Source organism: Nocardia nova (genome assembly GCF_002933465.1).
In the GTDB taxonomy this organism is placed as follows: domain Bacteria; phylum Actinomycetota; class Actinomycetes; order Mycobacteriales; family Mycobacteriaceae; genus Nocardia; species Nocardia nova_B.
This window is the reverse complement of record NZ_PSZE01000027.1, coordinates 1-25187: the sequence shown is the minus strand read 5'-3', so window position 1 is coordinate 25187 and position 25187 is coordinate 1. Positions and strand designations below refer to the sequence as shown.

At 65.2% G+C, this 25187-nt stretch carries 20 protein-coding genes and 2 pseudogenes; 11 read left to right on the top strand and 11 right to left on the bottom strand.

The window, feature by feature from the left end:
• Positions 1–405: 405 nt before the first annotated feature.
• Positions 406–1149 (bottom strand): helix-turn-helix domain-containing protein, encoded by a 744-nt coding sequence (locus C5E41_RS25755; protein WP_104378330.1) that lies wholly within the window; start codon positions 1147–1149, stop codon positions 406–408.
• Between the two features lie 256 nt (positions 1150–1405).
• On the opposite strand from C5E41_RS25755, the gene C5E41_RS34125 reads away from it, so the two are divergent.
• The 3 genes from C5E41_RS34125 (at position 1406) to C5E41_RS25745 (ending at position 3551) form a co-directional block, all read left to right on the top strand.
• A complete protein-coding gene (locus C5E41_RS34125) occupies positions 1406–1681 on the top strand; it encodes a hypothetical protein (protein ID WP_181063424.1) in 276 nt (91 codons plus the stop codon).
• Between the two features lie 181 nt (positions 1682–1862).
• Positions 1863–2609 (top strand): helix-turn-helix domain-containing protein, encoded by a 747-nt coding sequence (locus C5E41_RS25750; RefSeq protein ID WP_258081261.1) that lies wholly within the window; start codon positions 1863–1865, stop codon positions 2607–2609.
• A gap of 48 nt (positions 2610–2657) precedes the next feature.
• Entirely contained in the window at positions 2658–3551 is an 894-nt protein-coding gene (locus tag C5E41_RS25745; protein ID WP_181063422.1) for a hypothetical protein, read from the top strand.
• A 95-nt stretch (positions 3552–3646) separates the two neighbouring features.
• Here the strand turns inward: C5E41_RS25745 and ligD are convergent, their stop codons facing one another.
• Positions 3647–4690, bottom strand: coding sequence for a non-homologous end-joining DNA ligase (ligD, locus tag C5E41_RS25740; RefSeq protein ID WP_258081257.1), 1044 nt, complete (start codon positions 4688–4690; stop codon positions 3647–3649).
• Between the two features lie 138 nt (positions 4691–4828).
• Positions 4829–5098 carry a hypothetical protein gene (locus C5E41_RS25735; protein WP_146097686.1) on the bottom strand — a complete coding sequence of 90 codons (270 nt, stop codon included), beginning with the start codon at positions 5096–5098 and terminating at the stop codon, positions 4829–4831.
• Positions 5099–5584: 486 nt separating this feature from the next.
• Between C5E41_RS25735 and C5E41_RS25730 the strand changes: the two genes are divergently transcribed.
• Genes C5E41_RS25730 through C5E41_RS25720 form a run of 3 tightly spaced genes read left to right on the top strand, consistent with a single transcriptional unit; the run spans position 5585 to position 11711 of the window.
• Complete coding sequence (locus C5E41_RS25730) at positions 5585–7330, top strand: type I restriction-modification system subunit M (RefSeq protein WP_104378325.1); 1746 nt, start codon at positions 5585–5587, stop codon at positions 7328–7330.
• Entirely contained in the window at positions 7327–8577 is a 1251-nt protein-coding gene (locus C5E41_RS25725) for a restriction endonuclease subunit S (RefSeq protein ID WP_104378324.1), read from the top strand. The genes C5E41_RS25730 and C5E41_RS25725 overlap by 4 nt, the downstream gene beginning before the upstream one ends.
• A complete protein-coding gene (locus C5E41_RS25720; RefSeq protein WP_104378323.1) occupies positions 8577–11711 on the top strand; it encodes a type I restriction endonuclease subunit R in 3135 nt (1044 codons plus the stop codon). The genes C5E41_RS25725 and C5E41_RS25720 overlap by 1 nt, the downstream gene beginning before the upstream one ends.
• 142 nt (positions 11712–11853) lie before the next feature.
• Here C5E41_RS25720 and C5E41_RS25715 read toward each other — a convergent pair whose 3' ends face one another.
• Together C5E41_RS25715 and C5E41_RS25710 are read right to left on the bottom strand one after the other, a co-directional pair.
• Positions 11854–12462 carry a hypothetical protein gene (locus tag C5E41_RS25715; protein WP_146097685.1) on the bottom strand — a complete coding sequence of 203 codons (609 nt, stop codon included), beginning with the start codon at positions 12460–12462 and terminating at the stop codon, positions 11854–11856.
• Positions 12383–12841, bottom strand: a complete 459-nt coding sequence (locus C5E41_RS25710; protein WP_146097684.1) for a hypothetical protein — start codon at positions 12839–12841, stop codon at positions 12383–12385. The genes C5E41_RS25715 and C5E41_RS25710 overlap by 80 nt, the downstream gene beginning before the upstream one ends.
• Before the next feature lie 525 nt (positions 12842–13366).
• Here C5E41_RS25710 and C5E41_RS25705 point away from each other — a divergent pair.
• From C5E41_RS25705 to rmuC, 4 genes and pseudogenes are all read left to right on the top strand, one after another.
• On the top strand, positions 13367–13822 hold the full coding sequence (locus C5E41_RS25705; protein ID WP_104378320.1) for a hypothetical protein: 456 nt from the start codon (positions 13367–13369) through the stop codon (positions 13820–13822).
• A gap of 208 nt (positions 13823–14030) precedes the next feature.
• A pseudogene (locus tag C5E41_RS35370) lies at positions 14031–14174 on the top strand (nucleotidyltransferase domain-containing protein); the annotation flags it as partial.
• Between the two features lie 1223 nt (positions 14175–15397).
• A pseudogene (locus tag C5E41_RS25695) lies at positions 15398–16194 on the top strand (IS5 family transposase).
• A 1262-nt stretch (positions 16195–17456) separates the two neighbouring features.
• On the top strand, positions 17457–18698 hold the full coding sequence (gene rmuC / locus C5E41_RS25690; RefSeq protein ID WP_181063420.1) for a DNA recombination protein RmuC: 1242 nt from the start codon (positions 17457–17459) through the stop codon (positions 18696–18698).
• Between the two features lie 354 nt (positions 18699–19052).
• Here the strand turns inward: rmuC and C5E41_RS25685 are convergent, their stop codons facing one another.
• From C5E41_RS25685 to C5E41_RS25660, 6 genes are read right to left on the bottom strand one after another with little or no spacing between them, the layout of a single operon-like run.
• A complete protein-coding gene (locus tag C5E41_RS25685; protein ID WP_104378318.1) occupies positions 19053–19529 on the bottom strand; it encodes a GNAT family N-acetyltransferase in 477 nt (158 codons plus the stop codon).
• Positions 19526–20077, bottom strand: a complete 552-nt coding sequence (locus C5E41_RS25680) for an AAA family ATPase (RefSeq protein WP_219823248.1) — start codon at positions 20075–20077, stop codon at positions 19526–19528. The genes C5E41_RS25685 and C5E41_RS25680 overlap by 4 nt, the downstream gene beginning before the upstream one ends.
• Positions 20044–20901: a hypothetical protein gene (locus tag C5E41_RS25675; RefSeq protein WP_104378317.1), complete on the bottom strand. Its 858-nt coding sequence runs from the start codon at positions 20899–20901 to the stop codon at positions 20044–20046. Before C5E41_RS25675 ends, C5E41_RS25680 begins: the two co-directional genes overlap by 34 nt.
• Positions 20898–22079 (bottom strand): hypothetical protein, encoded by a 1182-nt coding sequence (locus C5E41_RS25670; protein WP_104378316.1) that lies wholly within the window; start codon positions 22077–22079, stop codon positions 20898–20900. The genes C5E41_RS25675 and C5E41_RS25670 overlap by 4 nt, the downstream gene beginning before the upstream one ends.
• Complete coding sequence (locus tag C5E41_RS25665; protein ID WP_104378315.1) at positions 22076–22780, bottom strand: hypothetical protein; 705 nt, start codon at positions 22778–22780, stop codon at positions 22076–22078. The genes C5E41_RS25670 and C5E41_RS25665 overlap by 4 nt, the downstream gene beginning before the upstream one ends.
• A complete protein-coding gene (locus C5E41_RS25660) occupies positions 22777–23940 on the bottom strand; it encodes a glycosyltransferase (protein ID WP_219823247.1) in 1164 nt (387 codons plus the stop codon). Before C5E41_RS25660 ends, C5E41_RS25665 begins: the two co-directional genes overlap by 4 nt.
• Positions 23941–24088: 148 nt before the next feature.
• Here C5E41_RS25660 and C5E41_RS25655 point away from each other — a divergent pair, with 148 nt between their 5' ends.
• The gene (locus tag C5E41_RS25655) at positions 24089–25033 is read left to right on the top strand and encodes a helix-turn-helix domain-containing protein (protein ID WP_219823246.1); all 945 of its coding nucleotides are present in this window, start codon (positions 24089–24091) and stop codon (positions 25031–25033) included.
• Positions 25034–25187 lie beyond the last annotated feature (154 nt).

The following is a 25187-nucleotide window of genomic DNA, read 5'->3' as shown; positions in this document are numbered from 1 at the left end:
AGGAAGGTGCCGGTGTGCCGACTGATGAGCCCCCAGACACCACGGATTTTGAGGACGCCGCGAATGCAGTGGCGGCCCCGCACGAGCCGACCTACCCGGTCTCTGTCGGCGCTCGCGCTCTGCACAAGTCCGAAGCATGGTATTTGCGGCAGCTGAAAGCCGGCGCGCTGCCGGGACACCGGGCCGGGCGAACATGGTTTCTCACCGCCGCCGACATCGCCGCCGCCCTCGAACACACCGCGACCGCCGCGACGCCACCGCAACGGCCTACGTCGCCGCCCGCGCCACAGCCCCGGCGTCGCCGTCGGCGCCGCCCCAGACCCCCGTGATGGTGTGTGCGTCACGGGCGGGCGTGGCCCGGAGGGAAGACCGCCAGGCACCCGCCTGTTCCCTCCCGGGCCACGTTCATGCACTCACCGGCGCCAACTCTGGCCCAGCGGGGGTGAGCTGTCCCTGCCACCACCCGACCCGAGGCGGAAACCGCAACTCGGACGCGGTAAACGAGTAGTCGACCGTTTCTCCCGTCCCGGGGTTGGTCATGCGTGCCCCGTAGATGTAGTCGGCGGTGGCGGGGCGAGTGGTCCACAACGTCTCCCATTCCGGCATCCGACTGCAAACCTCGAGCAGCCGCTCCCGCTCACCTTCGGGCATCACACACTCGATCAGCGGCGCGGCACCCCAGATCAGGCCGTGCGCGATCGTGCGCCAGCCCTGCCCGAGCAGCTGCCGCGTCCACGCGTCGGCGACCAGCCACTCGTAGATGCTCACCCCTGCGCGCAGATGCATCAGCGACTCACACGCCTGGTTGGCGGCCACGACGCGCCCCATGACGGTGTTGAGGATGAACACCGGCACCGTGATCGCCTCGATAGCGCGAAGCTCCAGGTCACAGGGTGCACTGTCGTCGGACCGAAGCCGCCCCTCCTTCGCCGACACCAGAAGCCGGACGTTGTTCTCCTGAATTTCAAGCGCTCCCAGCACTTTTCGGATGTTGTCGTCGACGAGCCGACGCTCATCGCGCTCTATCGCCTTGATCGTTCCCGCTGCCAGCCCGACCCGCCGGCCCAGCTCGGCTCGATCCAAATCCAGCTGCTTCCTGCGCTTTTCGACGAACGCTCCCAGGTTTCCGAACCTCGCCGGTACCGTCACGGTCTTACCTCCCCGTCGATCGTGTGGAGCAACCGGCCACAAGTTGTGGCCGCTGCAACCGTTGACCCCCTGCACTGTGCCCACAATGCTAGAGCTAGATCGCAAGCGCATACAGGCCGCAACCACACAATCCGGTGTGACTCCGGTCATGAATACACAGGGGTATATGCGTTTCGGCTGCCACATCGTCGAGGCATGCCGTCGTGCAACACATTTGGTTCGAAAGCGCCTACGGCGCAATGTGGGAGGGAATTGAATGATGAGTCCAGAGCGCCGGGAGTTGTTGTCATCCGACCTCGACCGCGGCTATCGGGTCGCGTCGCAGGTCAGCGACGCCGCGAACCTCATCCAGACCTATGCCGACACCGCCGACGACCTCGAATTGGCGGCATTTGTTCGGCAATTCGCCGTGCAGCTGCGCACCGAATGCATACTCCGCGACCGCGCCGAATTACTCGCCGCCAAGAAACCGCCCATGTCATGGGCAGAATTCAGCGCTCGCCACCGCACCGACACCAACGAGCGGCGTTGAAACACCAGTGATCGGTCACGGTCGAACGCGCGCGAACTCTATGAATATTCATATTTCAGATCCGGTCGAGACGGTGTCGGGGAGAGACGGAGACAGGCGGGTGAACCGAGTACGCGGCCACACAGACGGCAGGCACCCACCCAGACGTACCCGACGCGCCCGCGCGGCGGCGCGGGTGGACATGCCGGACCTGCACCTCTGGCTGGATCGGTTGCGCCACGGCCGTGGCTGGTCACGCGAGATCGCCGCCGCTCGCGCCCGGATCAGCACGGCCTACCTATTCAAGATCGAGCACGGCCGGTCCGTTCCCACCATCGACACCCTGGCCAGGATCGTACGAGGCTACGACCTCGATCCCGCCCAGAGTCGCCACACCTACGACTTGTGGAACCCGCCCCAGCGGCTTCCGGCCGACGACGACCTCCGGCACCAGATCGCAACACCCGAAGTCAACGCCCACCTCGCATATCTGGATGCCGCGCGCATCATCTGCGCCTACACCACTCCCCTGTCGACCGTGCTCACCGCCAGCGACCGGCTCTATGACGCGCTGCCCGGCCTGCGTCAGGCCGCCAACAACATCGTCCTGTGGTTCTTCCAGCCCGCAGCGCGTGAACTCGTCGTCGACTGGGATGACGAAGCACCTCACGTCGTCGCCGCGCTTCGCGCAGCCATCGGCCCCTACCGCCGCAGCCACCACGCCCGCGCCCTGCTGCACACCCTGGCCGCCAACCCGCACTTCGCCGAACTCTGGACGACACACCCCACCACAGTCAGCTATGGCCGCCCGCCCGACAAACCGGTCCTGCTGCGGCACAGCGGTTCTCGCGGTCCGTCCGCTATCTCATTGCAGATCAGCGAATTCCACAGCCCGCACGCCATCCTCGTCGCTTACGCCATCAGCAAAGCCAGCGCGGAATGCAGATAACCGTCAGTGTCACAACACTTTCCAAGGCAGAACACCATGCGCGTTTTCATGACCGGAATAGCTCACACCGCCGGCGACCCGCGGCCCATCACAGATATCGAACCCATTTCCGCCGAGCCAGGACTGGTCGATGCCCTACATGAGGTCGGACTCGCCACCTACCGGCACGCCCGCGACTCGCCCATCGACATGGCCGCAACCTGCATCGCGGAAACGCTCGACCACTCGCGGACGCCGGCGTCCGGGGTCGACATCCTCATGCTCGCCTCCTCCACCATCGGGTTCGGACAGATCGAAAATACCGAACTCCTGCAACTGAGTGAGCGTTTCGGACTCAGCCACGCCACACCGATCGGGGTCTCGGCCGCCGAATGCGCCAACTTCGGCACCGCCCTGCACCTGGCCCGCACCCTCGTCGCTACCGGCGAGGCCCGCACCGTGCTGCTGGTGACCACCGACGCCTGCACCACACCCGAACAGCGCCTGCTCCGTCAAGTCAACTCCGTCGTCAGCGACGGCGCCGCATCCTGCCTCGTCACCGCCGAACCCGCGCGCATCGAAATCCTTACCACCGCTACCGCCACCAATCAGCTCATTCGCGCCGCCACCAACCCCGACGCCATCGCCGCGCTCACCCGCCGCACCCTGATCGGCCTCGTCGACGACGCGCTGCTACGCGCGAACATCGACCGCGACCAGATCCGGCAGGTGATCACCAACAACATCAACACCGAAGCGCTACGGTTCATGACCTTGTCAGCCGGCCTCGACCACAATCTCTGTTACGCCGACAATGTCGCAGACTTCGCTCACGTGCACTCCGCCGACAATCTGCTGAACTTACAAAGCTATGTCGAAGACGGGGCCGCACCGGACCAGGTCGTCCTCACCATCAGCCACGCCTTCGGCACCTGGGCACTGGCTCCCCTCCGGATCCGGTGACGACCAGTACGACCGTCTGCACCGTGAGCCCTCTACAGGAGCGGCCGATCGCATCCGAGGTCAGTCGCCTCCACCCGGCGCTGATGCTGGGTGGCCTATTTCCAATCCGGCGGTCGGATCTGGTCGGGATCGATGTCTCGCAATCCACGCCACGACGGATGCCGCAGTATCCCCGCGTGAGTCCACTCGGTGAAGGCCACTACTCCGACCAACCGAGGATGCACCCACTTCGCCTCCGGCGCGGCAGCGCTGTTCACGACCGGGGGCGTATCCCGTTGGAGTGCAGTCAGTCTCGTAGCCAGATCAGCGAGACTGGCGCGAGTGAACCCGGTTCCGACGTTGCCCACCCAGATGAGATTCCCATCTTGGTCGGGTACGGCCACCAGTAGCGAACCGATCCGGCCGAAGCGGCTTCCGGCCCCGGGCCGCCAGCCGACCACGATCACCTCCGATACGCGCAGATTTTTGATCTTGGTCCAGGATGGACTGCGGCGGCCTGGCAGGTAGCGGCCATCCAGACGCTTGGCGATCAAGCCCTCCAAACCGAGCGCTTGCGAGCGCGCCAGCAAGTCCGGGCCCCGGCCGCTCAAGCGAGGCGATATCTGCCACCGCGGCCCCGGCAACGCCAACTGCTCGAGCAGTTGACGACGCCGCACGTAAGGCAGCTCGATCAGCGTCCGGTCACCGACATGCAGCAAGTCGAACGCCACGAAGGTCACGGGAGCCGCCACGGCCATCTCGGCGATCGCGCCAGCGCCGCGCCGATGCATGCGGGGTTGCAGCGCCTCGAACGATGGCACCCCTTCGACGAACGCGACGAGCTCGCCGTCGAGTACGAACGGCGGCTCGCCCGCCAAATCGGCCAGCTCGGGCCATGCTGCGGTGATGTCGTTGCCGTTCCGCGAGACAAGCTGCACGCGGTCGGTGACATAACCGCCCGCCCGGATGCCGTCATATTTGATCTCGAAAGCCCAGCCCTCTTCGTCGCTGGGCAACTCTCCAGGAGCCGCCAGCATTGCCGCGTATCGCGGCAGCCTGATCACCGTTGCGTCGCCGCCATCAGAGGCTCCCTTTAACCACAAACGACCTACAAGCAAACATACAGCATCAGATGGAACGGTCGCCGGAGTGCGCCACACCTCGCACCCGCCTCGGCGCCGCCAGATCGAGGCTTGAACAGCGAAGCCTTCTGCACTGGCGCGCCTTTGGGCAGCGAACGCAACGGGCCTACTTCGTGAGGGTGGGACGGTCGGGGGTCCGGCGAGCGGGCAGATGAGTTATGTGGGGTTTTGGTCGGTGTCGACGAATTCGAGGTCGGCTTCGCGTTCCCATGTCCAGTGGTTTCCCGGCCACCACACAACGACCCAATCCGCCCCGCCGGTGGGCGGGGTTTTCGACCAAATCTGAACGAGTTCGCCGGAGGCGTGATCGAAGTCGGTGCGGACCACCGCGGCGTGCCCGGCAGGGGCGACATAGCCGATCCGGTCACCGGCGGCCAGGCCGGCGCGCGACTTCAACCGGATCCGGGTGCGCGGCACAACGGGCATCGGTTGAGCTTGTCATCTACTCCTGTGCCAAGGCTTGGGCGGGATAGCCGCGGGTATGGGCGAAATATTCGCGGTAGGTGATCGCATCGAGCGGTGGGGCAACAACTACGGCGGACCGGCGCCCGCGACGAAGCACACCGGCACGGTCCCCCGTCGGCTTCGCCTCCAGGGGGCCACCAAGCTGGGTCGCCCCTGCGTGATCTGGCCGCCCGCAGCGTCCCGACTCGCTAACGACAACGTGCCGTGATGTGATCGGCCTTGTGCCCCAAAGTTTTCACGGCAACAAACTCCACCGCATTCGTTGTCTGCTGAGCTCGTCGCCTCTGCCGACCTCATGGCAGGTGGAGCGTGATGATGCGCGATGATGTTCTTGGGACGCGCTGGCTGCTGCAGACTGTGCGCCGCCTGTACGGATGGCGCGCACCGCACGGGCTCGCGCTGGGCGTCCAACATTCGATCGTCGAGTGAACCTCGTAAGGAGCCTTGGTGAGCACCCTTGGTAGTTTCATCTGGTCAATCGCCGACCAACTTCGGGGCCCCTACCGCCCCAACCAGTACGGAAACGTGATCCTCCCGCTCACGATCCTGCGCCGACTCGACTGCATCCTTGAGCCCGACCGGGAGACAGTGCGCGCGCTGGCGACAAAGTACGACAACCCGCACCGGCTCAAGATCGAAGTCAAGAAGGCGACTGGCCGGCCGTTCTACAACACCTCGAACTACTCCTTCGCCAACCTCCTACAAGACGCCGACGGGCTCGCGGACAACCTGGCCGACTATATCGACCGGTTCTCACCCGATGTCGACGTATTCGAGTACTTCGACTTCAAAAAGGAAATCCTTGCCCTGGAGAAGGCGGAGCTACTGCGTGAGGTCGTCACGTCCTTCAAGGGTGTCGACCTGCATCCGGACGTCGTCTCTAACGCTGATATGGGCGATGCGTTCGAGTACATCATCCGCAAGTTCAACGAGGCCGCGAACGAGACCTCGGGTGACCACTACACCCCGCGGGACGCGATCCGGCTGCTGGTCGACCTGCTCTTCGCCGAGAAGGACGCCGACCTGACCGAGGCCGGCATCGTCCGCACGCTCTACGACCCCACCGCAGGCACCGGCGGCATGCTCGCCCTGGCCGAGGAGCACCTGCTTGAGCAGAACCCCGACGCGAAGCTGAGCCTCTACGGGCAGGAGTACAACCCGCAGTCGTACGCGATTTGCAAGTCCGACCTGCTGGCAAAGGGACAGGATGCGTCCAACATCGCTTTCGGCAACACTCTGACCGATGATGCGTTCAGGGGCCGCCAGTTCGACTTCTGCATGTCCAACCCGCCTTATGGCGTCGACTGGAAGCAGTACGCGAAGGCGGTCACGAAAGAGCGTGATGAGGCGGGGCCCTACGGCCGGTTCGCTCCTGGTCTCCCGGCGACCTCGGATGGGCAGATGCTTTTCCTGCTTCATCTGGCCCACAAGATGCGGGCGCCGGAGGATGGTGGCGGCCGGGCCGGGATCGTGATGAACGGCTCGCCGCTCTTCAATGGTCCCGCCGAGTCCGGCCCATCTAACATCCGCAGGTGGCTGTTGGAAAACGATCTGGTCGAGGCGATCATCGCTCTGCCGACCAACATGTTCTTCAACACTGGTATCTCCACCTACATCTGGATCCTCGACAACACCAAGCACCCCGACCGGAAGGGCCTCGTCCAGCTCATCGACGGCTCCTCCTTCTGGACCAAGATGCGCCCGAACCTCGGCGCGAAGAACCGCGAGCTCAGCCCTGCCGACCGCGCCGAGGTGCTCAAGTTATACAGCGACTTCACCGACGCCGATCCGGACTACTCCAAGGTGATGCGCAACGACGAATTCGGCTATTGGACCATCACCGTCGAACGTCCACTGCTGGACGAGGACGGGAAGCCGGTCGTGGACCGCAAGGGCAAGCCCAAGGCGGACTCGAAAAAACGCGACACTGAGATCGTCCCATTCACCTACGGCGGCTCGACCGCTGGTGCGGCCGGCAAGGATCGGGTCATCCAGGCATACTTCGACGCTGAGGTGAAGCCGCACGTTCCCGATGCCTGGATCGACTGGTCCAGGGTCAAGACCGGCTACGAGATCCCCTTCACCCGCCACTTCTACAAGTACGTCCCGCCCCGCCCCCTCGCTGAGATCGACGCCGACCTGGAGAAGCAGGTCGCCAAGATCATTGATTTGCTGCGCGAGGTCGAGAAGTGACGGTCACGCTCAACCCGTTTGACAACGATCAGGCTGAGCTTGTGCCGATCGGCATCGCCTTCTCCGTAACGCTGGGCAAAATGCTCGACGCTGGCAGAACTGTCGATGAATCGCACACGATTCTCCCCTACATTCGTGCTGCGAACATCCAGGACGACGGTTTACAGCTGGCAGACGTCAACGAGATGCCCTTCTCAGCAAACGAAGCAGCGCGTCTCGATCTACGTCGTGGCGATCTGTTGGTCGTGGAGGGCGGGGCCGTTGGAACAACTACGGTGCTCGACCACGACATGCCGGGCTGGTCGTTTCAAAAGACGGTGAATCGAGTGCGATCACTCGGCGACTGGTCCACGCGGTATCTCGCTTACGTGCTTCGCGCTTACCGTGACGCTGGTGTCATCGATCTGGTTTGCAATGGATCGACGATTTCGCATCTCACGGCCGAGAAACTGAGGGCACTTCGCGTACCGTTCGCGCCTCCTGACGAGCAACGCGCAATCGCCGACTATCTTGACCGCGAGACCACCCGTATCGACACGCTCGTCAATGAGCAGCAGCGCCTGATCGGAATGCTTCGCGAGCGGCGCCGGGCTGTGGCTATGCATGTCATCCTCAAGCCCACCGTCGCAGGTTCTGCGACAGACAAGCTGGGGCGTACCGCGCGCATCGGCAACGGCTCCACTCCAAGACGAGATAACGCCGCTTATTGGGACGGCGGTGACATCCCCTGGCTGAACAGCTCCGTCGTAAACGAAACTCGCGTCACTCAGGCCGAGCAGTTTGTGACGGCGGCAGCGCTGCGTGAATGCCATCTGCCAGTTGTTTCTCCCGGCTCCATTCTGGTCGGTCTGACTGGACAGGGAAAGACACGCGGCATGGCAACCATTCTCGACATCGAGGCAACGCTGAACCAGCACGTCGCGTACGTAACTCCCGACCGGAGCCGGTGGCTGCCGGAGTACCTCTTGTGGTCGTTCCGGGCGGCTTATGACGAGCTCCGACTTCTCAGCGAGGAGAACGGGAGCACGAAGGGCGGCCTCACATGCGAGGCGCTGAAGCAGTTGCGCATCGCCATACCTCCTCTCAATGAACAGCGCCGCATCGCCGCGGATCTCGACGAGCAGACCGCAAAGATCGACACCTTGCTCGAAGAGACCGAGCGCTTCATCGGACTGGCCCGTGAGCGGCGCTCGGCGTTGATCACAGCGGCGGTGACCGGTCAGGTCGATGTACGGGAGATGGCGTGATGCCCGACCACAATGAGGTCGTCTTCGAGTCCGAGATCTGCGAATACCTGGCCGACCACGGGTGGCTATATTCGGCGAACAACACCGGCTACGACCGGCAGCGGGCGCTCTTTCCCGAGGACCTGTTCGCCTGGCTGAAGGCGACTCAGGACGCGGCGTATGAGAAAGCGTTGAAGGCAGCAGGATCGGAGACGAAGTTCCTCGATGTGCTGACCACGGCGCTCGACAAGCCCCTCGAGCACGGCGGTGGGACGCTGAACATCCTGCGCAGCGGGGTGCAGTACATCGGTGGTGGCCGGTTGAAGATGGCGCAGTTCCGCCCCGAGACCAGCCTGAATGCGACCAGCAACGAGCAGTACGCGGCGATGCGGGTGCGGGTGATGCGGCAGGTGCATTTCTCCACCGCCGATCGGCGCAGCATCGACTTGGTCTTCTTCATCAACGGGCTCCCGGTCGCCACCGTCGAGCTGAAGACCGACTTCACTCAATCTGTCGATGAGGCAATCAATCAGTACCGCAAGGACCGGCATCCGCTGACCAACGGGCGGCCGGAGCCGCTGTTGTCGTTCGGGCATCGGGCGCTGGTTCACTTCGCGGTCTCCAACGACCTGGCCGCGATGACCACCCGGCTCGAAGGCGAGAAGACACACTTCCTTCCGTTCAACACCGGTCACGATGGTGGCGCGGGCAACCCGCCTGGTGCCGACGGCAAGTCGGCGACGGCGTACCTGTGGGAGCGGGTCTGGGAGAAGCACGCGTGGCTCAACATCATCGGCCGGCTGATGATCGTGGAGACCAAGCAGGAGTGGGATGTCGCGACCGGGACGTCGGTGCGGCGTACGAGCATGCTCTTCCCGCGGTTTCACCAGTGGGAGGCCGTGACGAACATCGTGGCCGCGGTAGCCGAGGAGGGGGTGGGGCAGCGCTATCTGATCGAGCACTCGGCGGGCTCGGGGAAGACGAACACCATCGCCTGGACCGCACACCGGTTGGCGCGGCTACACGTTGACAATGAGAAGGTCTTCGATTCGGTGATCGTGGTCGTGGACCGCAACGTGCTCGACGGGCAGCTGCAGGATGCGATCCGGCAGATCGACGGGTCCGGCAAGATCGTTGCGACTATTAGCCCGGAGGACGTCCGGAAGGCGGGGGCGAAGTCGAAATCCGGGCTGCTGGCGACCGCGTTGAAGAACGGGGAGCTGATCATCGCGGTGACGGTGCAGACGTTCCCGTTCGCGCTCGATGAGATCCGGGCCGATTCGTCGTTGAAGGGGCGGCGGTTCGCGGTGATCGCGGACGAGGCGCACTCCTCGCAGTCCGGCCAGATCTCCGCCAAGCTCAAAGCTGTGCTGACCGCGGAGCAAATCAAAGAGATCGAGGACGGCGGTGCCGTCGACGTCGAGTCCATCCTGGCCTCGGAGATGACCGAGCGGGCAGAGTCGCAGAACATCTCCTACTTCGCGTTCACCGCGACACCGAAGAACAAGACCCTGGAACTGTTCGGCCGCAAGGGCCCCGACGGCAAACCGGTCGAGTTCCACCTCTACTCGATGCGGCAAGCGATCGAGGAGGGCTACATCCTCGACGTGCTCAAGGGCTACCAGACCTACGACACCGCAATGAAGATCGCCAACAAGGCCGAGAGCGGTGACGGTGGCGAGGTGGAGGAGGCCGCGGCGCGCAGGGGGGTGATGCGTTGGGCGAAACTGCACCCGACCAACATCGGCCGGAAGGTACAGATCATCGTCGAGCACTTCCACGCCAACGTCGCCCAACTGTTGGAGGGCAAGGCGAAAGCGATCGTCGTGACCGATTCGCGTAAGGGCGCGGTGAAGTACAAGAAGGCGATCGACGCCTACATCGCCAAGCGCGCCGCTCTGGACGCCTCGTACAACTACCGCACCCTGGTCGCCTTCTCCGGCGCGGTGACCATGGCCGAAGACGAGGAATGGGATACGGACTGGGGGCCGCAACCGAGCAAGGACGACGAGTTCACCGAGGCCAACCTGAACCCCGGCGCCGGCTCGGACCTGGCCGCCGCGTTCAAGGGCTCGACGTACAAGATCATGCTGGTTGCCAACAAGTTCCAAACTGGGTTCGACCAGCCGCTTCTGTCGGCGATGTACGTCGACAAGAAACTTTCCGGTGTCACTGCCGTGCAGACGCTGTCCCGGCTCAACCGCACCCATCGCACCGCCGGCGGGGAGCAGAAGCGCAAGACGTTCGTCATCGACTTCGTGAACAAACCCGACGACATCCGGGCTGCGTTCGAGCCGTACTTCACCAACGCCACCCTCGAAACCGAGACCGACCCGTACGTCGTCGTCCATCTCGCCACCAAACTCGCCCAAGCCGGGATCTACACCGAAGAACAGGTGCGCGAGGTCGCCGAACTGTGGGTCACCCGCAAAGGCAACAACGCGCTCTCGGCCGCGATCAGCCCTGCCAAGAACGACTTCGCCCGCCGCTACGCGGCCGCGATCGAGGCCGACGACACAGTCACCCTCAACACACTCGACCTATTCCGCAAGGACGTCTCCACCTACGTCCGGCTCTACGACTTCATGAGCCAGATCGTCAACTACGGCGACCCGTACATGGAGATGCTGTCGATCTTCCTACGGCTGTTGGAAAAGGTCATCGCAGACTCCTCCTGGGCCGCGGAGGTCGACCTGTCCGATGTGGTCCTTATCGGGGTCAAGCACACCAAGGCGACCGCAGTCGATATCTCGCTGACCGGTGACGGAGAACTCAAGGGCATCAGCGCAGCGGGCACCGGCACCCGAAAGGAACCGAAGTACGTCGCGCTGCAGGTCGTCATCGACAAGATGAACGACCTTTTCGGCGCCGAGTCGTTCACCGCGTCGCAAGTCCGTGAGTTCGTGCAAGGATTGGTGCAACGGCTACTTGCCTATCCGGATCTGGTCAACCAGACCAAGGTGAACTCGAAGAAGCAGTTCATGGAGTCGCAGGACTTTCAGGCCGCGGTCACCGAGGCTGTCCTGGAAAACCAGGAAGCCCACAACACCATGGCCGACTACTTCTTCAGCGACGGACCCGGCATCAGCGCCGTCATCATGGCGCTCGCGGACGCCTTCTACGAGGCAGCGCTCGACCAGCAGACGGCTATATGAGCAGACAGCCCCGAAGGCCGATGAAGCGGTACGTGCTGGACAGCCTCACCGCCGACGCACACAACGGCCGAATCATCGGCACCGGCCGACGCTGAGGCCACGACCAGGCTTCGGGTTGCTCCAGGTTTCCAGCGCGGCGTTTTCATGGGGTTCGTAGTGCGACCAGGGCCTCGACGAGCGCTCCGCCGAGCCACCCGATCAAGGCGCCGATGACAAGAATTCCGATGTCGCGCTTCCATTTGTCGGCGGGGTCTTTGAGCAGGGACGCGATTCCGGGCAACGTCTTGACGGTGTATCCGCCGATGGTTTGTGTGTCGTCTGAGGTCTGAAGGCTCCATCGGACGGTGCCGTCGGGTCTGTTGATGGGCTCGATCAACGTGCGGTCGACGGTGTAGCGGCCGTTTACCGCGGTGGTCACCTCATTGGTGGCGCCCAGACCTTGCGGAGTTGCACGCAGTGCGTATCCGGTAGGCGCGGTGGATATTTCCAGTTGTTTGGGGATCCACGGCCTCGTCGAGGGCGTCGAGGCGTAGTTGCCGTTCATGATTCGGCAGACCTTGTTTCCTTCGAGACCGGGCCCGCCGGCGCCTTTTTCGGTTGCGGTCTGCCGAATCGTCACCACTTTCGCCGGTGCTGGGCCAAGATCGGCCAGCGCGCCCTGGACTTCCGCGTCATTGGGGGGTGCCCGGGCTGTTGGGGCTTCGACCTCGACCGAGTTGCACTGCGGCAGCTGCGGCCTGGAGTCCTCCATCGATGCGAGCCGTTGTCGTATCGACCAGCGACGAAACGTCACCCGGGGTGCACTGCAGATCGAACCCGGCAACATCACCGATGAGGGCGAACTCGATCGTTATCTCAGTGTTCGCCGGGGCACCGATGCGGTATGCGAAGTTGATCAGGTGACGGTTGCTTCTCTCTGAGCCGAACGGATCCAGGCGCGAGTAGACCCAGAAGTGCGCGTTGTCGGCTCGCCCGTCGGCTACTGTCGCGACGATGGCGCCGACGCGCTGCGCCGGTAGCTCGTCCTTGTCCACGAGCGCCGGATAATCGGCATAGATGGCGCCGGCACTGAGCAAAATCAGCCACATCACGATCCACCATCGCGACTTCACTGCCGCTGTGTTCGACACCGCCCGCCCCTTCGATTCCGGCGAAACCTGACTACCGACGCAACAACTTCGCCTCGGTTGCGCGCAACCACCGTCCGGACTGTCGTGCGATACGTTGACGTCGTTACCGCCACAACGCCGGCAGCCGACGCATACCGAAAGACATGGTCACCCAACACCATCCGTCGCACACGTCGCCGTGCTGTCCGTTCGCGGGGCTCGGCGGAGACCGCCATACGGCCGCGACGCTCTTCTCGTGAAGGTGTTTCGGCGCGATCCGACACGTCACCGGCGACGTGCCAGCTCAAACGGAAGTCGTGAGATCGGTGAGTCGTCAGCAGCGACTCGCGATGATCGCGATATGGATTCGGATACGCCGGTAACTCAAACCGCAACGGCGCTGGACCTGTTGCACGCCACGGTGCACAGGTAGAGGCGAGCGACCTGGCAGATCTTGCTGCCGCTCTACGCACCGTTTACCAGGCACTGTCGCTCACCGCGACCGCGAACAGGCTGATCGACAAAGCCCTGCTCGACTTCGGTCAGGTGTATTGGCCCGGGGAGAATTTCCTTGCCGATGCGCGGTGTGAATACCTGGACCTGGCGGTGCAGCAGCTCGACTCCGCGCTTCCCATCCCGATAGGGTCGCTCCCGCACGACGAGGTGATGGCTCTGACACCCCCGGAGATGGAGCCGCAGGTCTACCAGTCATTCCAACCGGACGGATACGACGGCACCGACGACCTTCTCGCCATGGTGCGGATCTGCGCACACTTCTACGCCAACTACGGCTGGCTGCAAGACGGCGAACTGATCCACAACGCCGGCGCACTGGCCGATATCCCCGGCGTACTGGTACACGGCCGGCAGGATCTCAGCTGTCCCGTGGAGACCGCCTACGAACTCGCCACCGAACTGTCCGTCTGCGACAGGTCTGGACACCGCAGCAGCCCCGCAAAACGCGAATACATATCCAACGCCCTCGGCCGGCTCGCCCACTAACATCCGCCGGGAAAGGCATCACGGCTGAAGCGCTCCCGGAGCTCTTGAAATCGCTCTGACACATCGGAATTCGTACATCCAGGTGGGTCGGCGGGGTACCGTCGAGATATGGCGTGACGACGAATCCGACCATCTCCAGTCACCCGACGGCACCGTTCGAGCCCGCGGCTCCGGTGTCGTTCCGTCGATTACCCGCCATGGAGATCTCATGTCCGACGAACAGTTCTGCGATCTTGTCGCCGCACACCTGGCGGCGCTGCCCGCCGTGCAAGCAGTCACCCTCGGCGGCTCTCGCGCCACCGGCACCCACACCCCGGTCAGCGACTGGGATTTCGCCATCTACTACCGCGGGATCACCCACGCCTTCGGCGCATGGGTACAGCTGCTGTCCGAGTCCGCTGACAACAGCTCGGCAACACCGAATTGCGTTGGAAGAGTGGGGCAATGGATAGCGCGACGCATCGGGCACGACTCACTCAATTGCCCCAAGCCAATCTCACAGGGGCTAAAGCGAGGTTTCACCTTGGCCTGCCGAAAATGCCCCCGTTGTCGGGCCATCGCTGCCGTTGCAGGTCGCGGGTCGCGGTCGTCGACGCAGGCGATGCCATTCGATATCGCGTTGTGCCAAAGGCGAGCGTGGGAGAACGATGTGGCCATGGATGTGGGTTGGTGCCGCCACTGCGGTGAAGAGACGGAGATGAGCCGCGAGCATATTCCCCCCGAAGCGACCGGCAACGACTCTCCGGTCACGCTGTATCGGCAGTTCGGGAATGAGGTCAAAGTGTTCCGCGAGTTCACGAATGGCCACGCGCTCGAAACCTTGTGCGTGGACTGCAACAGGGGCGCGAGCGAGCGCGGTCTCCCGCAGGCGTACACCGCATGGCATCAGGATGTCCTCGGCCACGTACACCGGTGCGGTGCAGCCTACCGCCAAGTCACCGGTGGCGATCCGAATGATTTATGGAGCCTGACCCGCCCCGATGGCGCCGCGTTCACGCTGCCGTTGGAACACGGCCGTGGTGTCGATCGCGACTCGCTGAACAACCTGCATCCGGGACGAATCGCCCGCCAAATCCTCGGCGGCATCCTCGCCGTGCAAGATACCCGCCGCCTGCTCGATGACCATCCGCAACTGCAAGCCGCCTACTTCAACGACGAACCTACCTCCATCGCGCCGTTCACCCTGCACGTCGCCCTCGCCAATGTCGGCACGGCATACATGAACACCGGCGCTTCGACAATCACGATCGACCTGGTCACCGGCGCCTCGACCGCCGACGAGTGCTGGATCCTGGCGCTCTCACCGTTCCTGATGATTCTGGTCAACGGTGACGAGTCGCCGGTCACCGCGACTCGCATCGAACACTGGTTCCAGCGATCCACGAAGGTGACCTTCGGCCGACGCCAGGACCGGACCGTGAACTATCCCATCGCCCGCCGCGACGAACTGCTAGTGAACACCCTTTACGACGGCCTAGGGCCTGTCCTGTAATTCGTTGTGCTGGTTGGTGTTAGCTGTATGGCGTGGTTGGTCGTGGTGAGTTGACGGATCGGGCATGGGCTCGGATCGAGCCCATGTTGCCGGTGTCGGGTCGGGGCCGGCGCTGGCGGGATCACCGGCAGGTGATCAACGCGATTTTGTGGAAGCTGCGGACCGGTGCGCCGTGGCGTGACCTGCCCGAACGCTACGGCCCCTGGAAGACAGCGCACGAGCGGCTGCGGATGTGGACCGCGGACGGCACCTGGCAGAAGATCCTCGATCAGGTGATCGTGCGCGACGACTCGATCGGTGAGATCGAGTGGATCGTCAGTGTCGATTCCACGATCGTGCGGGCCCATCAGCATGCTGCGGGTGCCCGGAAAAAGGGGGCTCCGTCGTGGTTGACGGAGAAGCGCTCGGCCGGTCCCGGGGCGGGCTGAGTACCAAGATCCACCTTGCAGTCGATGGGCGCGGGCTGCCGATGCGAGTGTTGCTCACGCCTGGTCAGACCGGTGACAATCCCCAACTGCTGCCGCTGCTGGACGGTATCCGGGTCGCCCGCACCGGCTTGGGGCGGCCACGAATGCGGCCCGAGGTGGTGATCGCGGACAAGGCCTACTCGCACCCATCGACCCGACAGGAGTTGCGTCGGCGGCGGATCCGGTTCGTCAGTCCCGAGCGCACCGACCAGATCGCCCGCCGCGCGGCCCAAGGCTCCCGCGGCGGGCGGCCACCGTTGTTTGATACCGACACCTACAAACAGCGCAACGTGGTCGAGCGATGCTTCAACCGGCTCAAGCAATTCCGGGATCTGGCCACCCGCTACGCCAAACGCGCTGCCTACTACCAGGCCGAACTCACCATCGCAGCGATCATCCTCTGGCTCAGATGACTTACAGGACAGAACCTAGACCGCCTGCCGCCGAACCCACCGGACCAGTAGGCACGAAACTCCCATGTCTGCGATCTGAAACCGGCCACTCGTCGTCGGCTCCGTCGCGGTCGGCAGCCGCCCGCGCGATCCGCGAATCCATCTGTCGCCGTCAATGTTTCATTCAGACGGATCTTGTGTCTCGCAATCCATTCCACGACGGATGCCGCAGTCTGCCCGCGTTAGTCCAATGTATCCATATGGGTACTTCTTTCTTTGTCGGCACCCGGCGCCTTGTGCGAGACTGCTGGCACGTGCGCGGTCACCGAGGATCGGGCCGCCGGATGGGGGTCTTATGAACGAGCGGCTGGATCAGTACTTCGCCCAGTTCGAATACAATTGGTGCAGGAACTGTGGAGAGAAGCGCGAAGCTCTCGAGCTTGTCCCGTTCCGGTGCCCAGTCTGCAACGACGTGCTCATTGAGGAACCACTTCCGCCCGGCAAGTGATGAGCAGCATCTGAGCCTATTATCCTGTTGGTGCCTGGTGCGATCATCCGGTATTCCGGATCTCGATAACCCTGCTTTCAGTCCACCGCACTGACGAGTGAGGTTCACCCCGGGTAGTGGACACCGATTTGGCAGGACCACTGGTCCTGCTATGGCCGGTGTCCACCATCCACACAGACACGATTCCACCAGCGGCCCTGATGCTACGTCGGTGACCGGGGCGCCCACCCCGTCTGCGGTTGGTCCAGCGCAAGCGGAGGTTCCGCCGATGACCCCGGACACCGCTCGGCCGTGTTACCCGCTGCAACCGGACTGCTGAGGCCGGCGAAACCGCTACCGACAGTACCGGGCAACGACTTTCCTGACGCGATGCTGAACATCATTCGCTGGGATGATCCTATGCCGTAGTCCCCCAGGCCATTTCCGCGCCGACCAGCGACAATGCGGCCGGAATCGGTGAGGTGCGGTCTCGGCTGGCGAAACATGTCGGTGGGGTGTGACATGCTCCGCGCCGATCGACACCCCGAGTTCTGGTCGATCGTCTGCGTCACCTTAACCGGCTCTGTTTTGGTAGGCCGGTGCCCGAAATCATTTGAGTCATGGAGGGTTTGGCGTGATCAGTTCGATTGCTTTCACTATCGTCGTTGTCATCGTCGCTGTGCTGGCAGCGGGTGCCGGGTACATGGTCTCGCGTGGCCGCGCCGACGGCGCCGAGGAACGTGCCCGCCACGAACATCAGCAGGCTGAACGGGCGCGTAGCGAACGCGACACCGCGGTGGCGCAGGTCCAGGCGTTGCAGCAGCAGCTCCAGGAAGCCGCTACCGTGCGGGGTGGCCTGCAGGCTCAGCTGGATGGGGAGCGGCAGAAGTACGCCGATCAGCTTGACCTACTGCGCGGCGCTCAGGAGGAGATGCAGGACACCGTGCGGCAGATGGCCGGGGAGGTGTTGGCGCAGTCCGGTTCTCAGCTGATTCAGCGGTTCACCGAGATGACCGATCATCGTGCGAAGGCTACGGCCGGGGAGATGGATCAGCGCAAGAGCGCGATCGAAGCCATGGTCACGCCGCTGCGTCAGGAGCTGGACAAGCTCTATACCAAGGTGCAGACATTCCACGAAAGCGGTGTCGGCGCGTTTTCGGCGGTCGCCGAGCAGGTGAAGATGGCCAATAACTCCAGCGAACGGCTCCGAAAGGAGACCGAGCAACTGGTCACCGCGCTGCGCAAGCCGGGAGTTCGCGGGCAGTGGGGCGAGCTTCAACTGCGCACTCTCGTGGAGGCGGCCGGCATGGTCGAGCACGTCGACTTCGAGCAGCAAGTGCATGTCGTCACCGACGGCGACAGCAAGAATGTGCGGCCGGACATGGTTATCAACCTCGGGGGCGGCAAGACCATCGTGGTCGATGCGAAAGCACCGTTCGGGGCATTCCTGGACGCGCAGGATGCCTACGATGAGGCTGCCCGCCAGGAGCGTGTCGCCGCGCATGCACGCAACGTCCGCAGGCACGTCGAACAGCTTGCGGGCAAACAGTATTGGGCACAGTTCGCGCGCACGCCGGAATTCGTGGTGATGTTCCTGCCCGCCGATGCCTTCCTGCACGCGGCTCTGGACCATGACCCCGGGCTGTGGGATCACGCGATCCGCAGCAAGATCATCATCGCTACCCCGACGAATCTGTTGATGTCACTGCGCACGGTCGCCTACATGTGGCAGAAGCACACACAGTCGGTAAACGCCGAGGAGATAGCGAAACTCGGCCGTGAGCTGTATGGGCGAATCGCCACTATGGCCGATCATCTCAATGCTATGGGCGCCAGCCTGGGAAAGGCGGTCGACAACTTCAACAAAACTGTCGGCTCCTTCGAGGGCCGCGTGATTCCCGGCGCCCGGAAGATCGCCGAACTGCGCGGGGACGACCCCGCTTTGAAGGACCTGGCACCTGTCGAACGCAGTGTGCGAGCGCTGACGTTCCCGAGCACCGCCGGGCCCGCCCCCGACGGTGGCACCGGCGTGGCATGATCTCACGACCGCACGGCACCGAGGTGGCGTGGGCACAGAACCGGGCATCGTCGACTATCTGGCCGCCTACGGCCACGTCCGGGCACTGCTCGAGCAGGCCGAGCAGCGATTGCGCGAACAACCGAGGTCACCTTCGAAAGCTGACTACGGAGAAAGGAATTCGGTATGTGGCGCCGGGACTGTACAGGCCCGGCCCCACGCCGTAGGTTGCCCTGGCGCGGCCATCGGCTCGGTCGTCCCTGGTAGCTGGGCTCTGTCGGTGGCTGATGGTTCGATACCTGCCGAGGCCGCGGTCTCGCCCCTTCGGGGCCGCGGTCGAGGACGGCCTTGATGTGTGGTTCCGGGGCCGTCCGTTCAGCTCAGCAGCTTCTCGTAGACCGCGCGGGTCTTGCCGGGCCCCTTGAAGTCGGTGATCACCGATACCTCGCCAATCGTGTGGTCACCGGCGACATTGGTGAAACCCAACATGATCCACGCGGTGTGAGCTGCGTGGTTGTCGGGTTCGGAGGTCAGATACAACCGTCGGCAGCCCCGGCCGATGCCGTGGTCGGCAACCGTGGCGATCAACGCACGGGTGATGCCGCGGCGCCGGTAGTCGGGGTGGGTGATGACGTCCTGGAGGTAGATGTCGGCGGGGTCGTCCTGGCTGCGGAACGCGATCACCGCGCCGGCGATCGCGCCGTCGACGACCGCGAGCGGGCAGGTGGTGGAGAACAGGGTGGCGTACAGCCAGTAGTCCGAGCTGGTGCGCGGTGTGATGTAGGGGGCGCCGGTACCCATGAGGTCGATGACCTCCCCGATGCGGGGCACCGACAGTGGCTCGATCCTCATTCCAGGATCGTGGCGGGGTCGCCACCGGTGTAGATGACGGCGTGCTCGTCCGGCTCGGGTGGGTCGAATCGGGCGAAGAAGTCGTCGAGTGCTTCCGGAGTGACTTCCAGGGCGTTGGCGTCGGCGCGCTGGTTGCGCTCGTCGAGGCGGCGCAGCAGCTCGTCCTTGTCCACGGGCAGGTACACCAAAAGAGCTTCGGCGCCGAGGGATTCGGCGAACTCGCGCCAGGCGTCGCGGTCTGGGCGCAGCCACAACCCGTGATCGAGCACCACATCGTGACCCGCGGCGATCTCGGCGGCGAGCTGGTTGCGGATGTCGTCGACGACGGGGCGTTCTTTCTCGAAGTAGGTGTCATGGGGGTAGTCGACGCCGTAGCGGCCGTGGCGGCGGAAGACTTCCTCGTCGACCGAGAGCCGGGTGAAGCCCTCGTCCGCGAGGGCCTTGGCGAGCACCGTCTTGCCGGAGCCGGTGATGCCGCACAACAAAATGACCCGTGACCGGTGCATTCGGATGATCACTCCTTGCTCGTCGGTGTCGATGGCCGCCATTCGACCAGGATGTTACGGGCCTCGGCCACCCAATTTTCAGGCAGCTGGGCCAGGGTGGCAGGCTGGTAGGCCGGGCGCGGGTCGGTGGGGTCGAGGCGGCCGTGGTGGCGGCCGACGTGATCGAGCAGCCGGGCGGCTTCCGACCGCACCGCGGGGGTGTGTTCGATCCATTCGCCGCTGCCGAAGCGGGTCACCCGCTGGCGCAGATCGGCCAGCACACCGCGCCTCCATTTGAAGTGGTGCACGCACACCAGCCGATCCGGATCCGGCCGATATCCGGGGGCACGGTGATTGCCCGAGGCCACCACGACATCGGAGCGCACCGCCACGATCTTGCGGGGATCACCACCGAGCAGCCGGTGGGTCAGGTGCCCGCCGAGCGGAAACACCTGATCCAGGTCGATGCCGACAGTGATCGGCGGAAGTGCGCCGTCGCAGGTGATGCGGTCGAACAGGAGACCGCCGACCACCGGGCGCCCGCAGGTGTCGGCGGCGGCGATCGCATCATCGACGCCGACGGGGAATTGGTGAAACTCGTCGGCGTCGGCGAGCAGATGCCAGCCGGGCCCGGCCAGAGTGCGCAGCCGTTCGCGCAACTCGGTGTTGGTGTGCTCGTGCCACGGACCCGTGCTGGTCAGGGCCGGTCCGATGCCGAGATCGGCGGCGGTGCCCAGCAACGTGGCCCGATGGCGCGGGTGCACCTGTTCGGGGAAGTGGAATGCGATCAGGAACCGCTCGACGCCGATCCCTCGATAGTGGCTGGTCCAGGCGGTGAGCAGGGCGGGTTCGACGGGCCCGATCACCGCGATCACCGGCGGCGTCACCGCCGGGCCTCCGACAGCCGGCGGTAGGTGTCGACCAGGAAGGCCGCTTGTTCGCTCGGGGTGGCCATGCCCAGGGACTTGCCCGCCGAGGCCGGTGGGCGCGGCATCCGCTCGTCGCTGAGGCCGTCCAGCGCTGTGGCCAGGCTGACCGGGGAGCCGGCGGGGAAGACCCGCACCCACCGGTGGCCGATGAGCTGGTGGGTCAGGTCCAGGTCGTGGCCGGAGACGATCAGCGGCACGCCCAGGCGGGCCGCGCCGAGGACCAGCCCGGATTCCTTGCCGACGCCGCGATGGCGGATCACCAGGCTGGCATCGACCGCCGCGTACACCAGCCGCAGGATCTGTTCGGGGACCGGGCCGGGCTCCACACACAACCGGACCCGGGGCAGGCCCCGCCACCGGTCGAGGATCTGCTGGTCGATCGGGTGCCCGGTGACCAGCAGATGCAGCGGCTTACGGATGCGAGCCAGCGCCGCGTCCAAGGTGGCGATATCCTTGTGCGGCCACCAGCCGCCGACCAGGCACACCACCGTCGCATCCGCCGGAATCCCGAAAACATCTCGGGCGCCGTCGATCTCCGCGTCGGTCAACCGCTGCCCGTCGTCGACAGCATAGGTCCGCACCGCGGTCGCCAGCACCGGGAACCGGGTACGCAGCTGGCGCGCCACGGCCTCGGTGGGACAGACGAGCCCAACCGCACCAGCGCGGCGACGAAATAGCTTGCCAAGCAGCCGTAACGGCAGGTCTTCGGTGGTGGTGACCTCGTGTACGAACCGCAGGTGCGCCACATCGCCCAACGCTGCGGCAAGAAGGTGCAGGCCCTCGCTGGCGGTCAGGATCACCACCGCACACCCGGATCCGCCCTCGTGGCGGGCGGTGCGCAGGCAGGCGCCCTCGAGCAGGCAACGCCGGAGCAGTTCGATCTGGTGCGGGAGGCGGCGCAGCCGGTCCGGCCACCATCGCGGGCCCAGCACCGCGCCGCTGCCGATGGCCAGCACCCGCGCCACGGCCGCACTACCGGCCAGCAGATGCGCCGCCGGGCCGCACCGCCGCGCCGGGGTCACGATGAGGTTGTCCGGCCCGGCGGCGGCCAGCGCGTAGAGCGTGTGCTGGTAGTGGCCGCCGACCCGAGCCGCGTAGGGTTCGATCAGCACCAATCGTGTTGCGGGGCCGCTCATCCGGCAATCGCCCGCTCGCCGTAGGAGCTGGTGAACCGGTGGTGCAGCCACACCGGATCGTTGAGCTGGGTGAACCGGTCCGGGGCACGGCCGGCGTCGTGCGCGAACGCGATACCGTCGCGGGCGCCGAGTGCGGCGTAGGAGGCGAACTCGCCGGTGCGGGCCGACCGCCAGGCGGCGATCTTCGCCCGCGCGGACACGTCGTCCATGCCGTACTCGCTGCCGCGGGCGAGCATCGCGCACTCGCGGAACCCGGCACGCCAGGCGTGATATGGGCTCTGATTGAACCGGGTCACCCCCGCGGTTGCTTCGACGAACTCGACGCGGCCGGGCAGGGCGGCCAGGACATCGACCGCGTCTCCGAGCTGCCGCAACGCCTCGGCGCAAATCAGCTTCAGCCCGCCGTAGCCGTAGGACAGACTGTTGAGCGGGTTGCGGGCCCGCCAGACCCGCATCGACACGCCCTCGGCGAGGGGTTCGACTGCGGCAGCGCTGAATTCGTGGTCGATGGCGAAGTCGCCGTCTGCGAGGAAGAACTGCGCGGTGTCGGTGAGTTCGGCGGTGAGCCGGTAGGCGCGGCGCATCGGCCGCACCCCGTGAAGGCGTTTCACTGTGCCGCCGAACACCCGCGCCAGCCGCGAGTGCAGCACGTCGGCGAGTGGTTCGTCATAGGACAGCTGAATCGCGTCGAATCCGGTCATCGCGAGATCGCCTCCCAGTACGCGGCGGCGATGGCGGCCGGGGTCAGGCAGGTGGTGGCGGCGTGGGCGCGTTTGGCGTGCAGCCGGTAGAACTCCTCGTCACCGGCCAGCCGGCGCGCGATGTCGATCGCCGCGTCGAGGCTGTCGAACAGCAGTTCCTCGTCGATGTGCTCGGCGAACCAGCCCATCCGGGGCGCGATCACCGGCAGCCCCATCGCCTGGGCGTCGATCACGCTCATCGACCACGGACAGCCCGCCCGCAACGGCGCGATCCCAAATTGCGCGCTCGCCAACAGTTCCCGGTACCGGGTCCGGTCGCCGCCGTCGGACACGACGTGCACGCTGGGCAGGGCGGCGAGCTGGGCGCGGTGAAATTCCGGGCTCGAATCCAGGGCGACCCGCGCCGCGCTGCGGTCACCGAACAGGTCGGTCACCCGAAGCTGCACGCTGGTCTCCGCAGTGAGGCGGGAGGCCAGCTCGGCGAATCGTGCGGTGCCGTAGTGCCGGTACAGTCGGTGGTTGTAGACCCCGATCAGCGGTGCGCCCCAGTCGTTTTCGGTCTCGGCGGGGTCGCGGACGAGGTGTTCGTCCCGGGGTGGCGGCACCACGGCGAGCCGCTCGCCCAGGTCGAGGCCGTGGCGTTCGGCGACCGCGAGGGTCCATGCCGAAGCGGCGGCGGAGTGCACCAGCACCCGGTCACACGCGGCCAGTCCGGCGCAGAACGCCAGCAGCACTGCCGGGCCGAGCCCGGCATCGTCCAGCGATGGATCCAGGTGCATCGCACCGAGGTCGGTCACCGAGAACGGCAGATAGTGGCAGTAGCCGGCCACCAGCGCGGTGAGGCCGGTCTCAAGCAGGGCCGCGCGCACCGCGGGTGCCTGCTCGATCTGGTTGACCACCACCACATCCGGGCGGGCGCCGCCCACGATCGCCGCCAGTTGCGCGGCATCAGCGCCGAACCGGGCCCGGTACTTCGTGCCCGGCAGCGCGGTGCGCTCGAACCACACGCGCTCATCGGAGATCCGCGCCGGGGCGGCGAGGGTGATGCTCGCGCCGAGATCGGCCAAGGCCGGGAGCAGCAGTTCGGCGACGGTGAAGCCCGAATCGGCGCTCAGCCGGTCGGGATTGGAGATGTTGAGCAGATACAGCAACCGCATCATGTCCTCCACCAGGTGCGAAAGGGCCGTGGCGGGATCGGTGCCGCCGGGCCGGGGAACCCAGGAAAACGCTGGTGGTACACGTGAGGGAATGGTGAACTGAACTCATTCACGATTCACTCAACTCACGCACGCTGGGGGACAAAAAATCTTGAAGACACCGCAGCTCAAGGCCGCCCAAAAGGCGGCCGAGGCGTTCGCCGCCGAAGTCGCCTACTGGCGCGAGAACGCCGGCCTGGGCAAGAAAGCGCTGGCGGTGAAGATGGGGTTCGACCCGTCCTACGTCAGCCACATCGAGGCCGGACGGCACAAACCGACCGAGGACTTCGCCCGCAAGGCCGACGCCGCCCTCAACTCCGGAGACGCGATCTGGCGGCGCTGGCGCGACTTCGAGGCCGCCCGCGCCCACGGCGCCGGCGAGCACGCCGCGCCACTGCCGCCGCGGCTGGACCCGGCATTGGCCGCCGCCGCGCTGGTGTGCGAGCACGACGCCGCCCGCCTGGACTACGACGGAGCCACCTACCGGCTGGGAATGCGGCGGCTGCTGCGCAACACCGGCACCGAACCGGTCACCCGCTACCTCATCCGCATCGCGGTCGACCGCTACCCCGGCGAGCCTGACCAATCCCGCGCCCACTACCGGCAACACCCCCTGACCTGGGATGAACTCGCACTCACGGCCACCTGCCGCGGCGAGCCGATGCGGTGGGAGATCAAACACGACCTCGATGCATTCAAGGAAGCGTGGCTGCTGTTCGAAAACACCGGCGGCCGCTTCCCGCTGTATCCGGGTGAGAGCGTCTGGATCGAATACGGGTACAGCATCGGCGAGAACAAATGGGGCCGCTGGTTCCAGCGCGCCGTCCGGCTACCCACCGCCCGCCTGGAGGTGCAGATGGCATTCCCCGCCGCCCTGGACCCAGTGGTGTGGGGCATCGAAACCTCCCCGACCGCTGATGCCCGCCCGATCGCGACCCCACCAGCCCGCACCGACGACAATGAGGCAGCAGTGTTCACCTGGAACACGACCAGCCCGCCGCTGCACACCCGCTACCGCATGGAATGGCGGTTCCGTTCACACCCAGAAAACCACTGAGCAGAAAGGGAATTCGACCGTGATCGAGACCAAACCATCCCAGACCATGACCGAACTGGGCATCGTGCAAGCCGACGCCGATATCCTCACCCGGCCCGCCCCCCCGTTCACGCTGCCCCCCGCATCCGACACCCCGGCCGGTGGCAGCGACGGC

Coding starts and splice junctions, on each gene's coding strand:
- C5E41_RS25750 (WP_258081261.1), top strand. CDS start 1,863: ATGCCGGACCTGCACCTCTGGCTGGATCGGTTGCGCCACGGCCGTGGC.
- C5E41_RS25665 (WP_104378315.1), bottom strand. CDS start 22,780: ATGACCGGATTCGACGCGATTCAGCTGTCCTATGACGAACCACTCGCC.
- C5E41_RS25720 (WP_104378323.1), top strand. CDS start 8,577: ATGCCCGACCACAATGAGGTCGTCTTCGAGTCCGAGATCTGCGAATAC.
- C5E41_RS25715 (WP_146097685.1), bottom strand. CDS start 12,462: ATGGAGGACTCCAGGCCGCAGCTGCCGCAGTGCAACTCGGTCGAGGTC.
- C5E41_RS25685 (WP_104378318.1), bottom strand. CDS start 19,529: ATGAGGATCGAGCCACTGTCGGTGCCCCGCATCGGGGAGGTCATCGAC.
- C5E41_RS25660 (WP_219823247.1), bottom strand. CDS start 23,940: ATGATGCGGTTGCTGTATCTGCTCAACATCTCCAATCCCGACCGGCTG.
- C5E41_RS25735 (WP_146097686.1), bottom strand. CDS start 5,098: ATGCCCGTTGTGCCGCGCACCCGGATCCGGTTGAAGTCGCGCGCCGGC.
- C5E41_RS34125 (WP_181063424.1), top strand. CDS start 1,406: ATGATGAGTCCAGAGCGCCGGGAGTTGTTGTCATCCGACCTCGACCGC.
- C5E41_RS25670 (WP_104378316.1), bottom strand. CDS start 22,079: ATGAGCGGCCCCGCAACACGATTGGTGCTGATCGAACCCTACGCGGCT.
- C5E41_RS25680 (WP_219823248.1), bottom strand. CDS start 20,077: ATGGCGGCCATCGACACCGACGAGCAAGGAGTGATCATCCGAATGCAC.
- C5E41_RS25745 (WP_181063422.1), top strand. CDS start 2,658: ATGACCGGAATAGCTCACACCGCCGGCGACCCGCGGCCCATCACAGAT.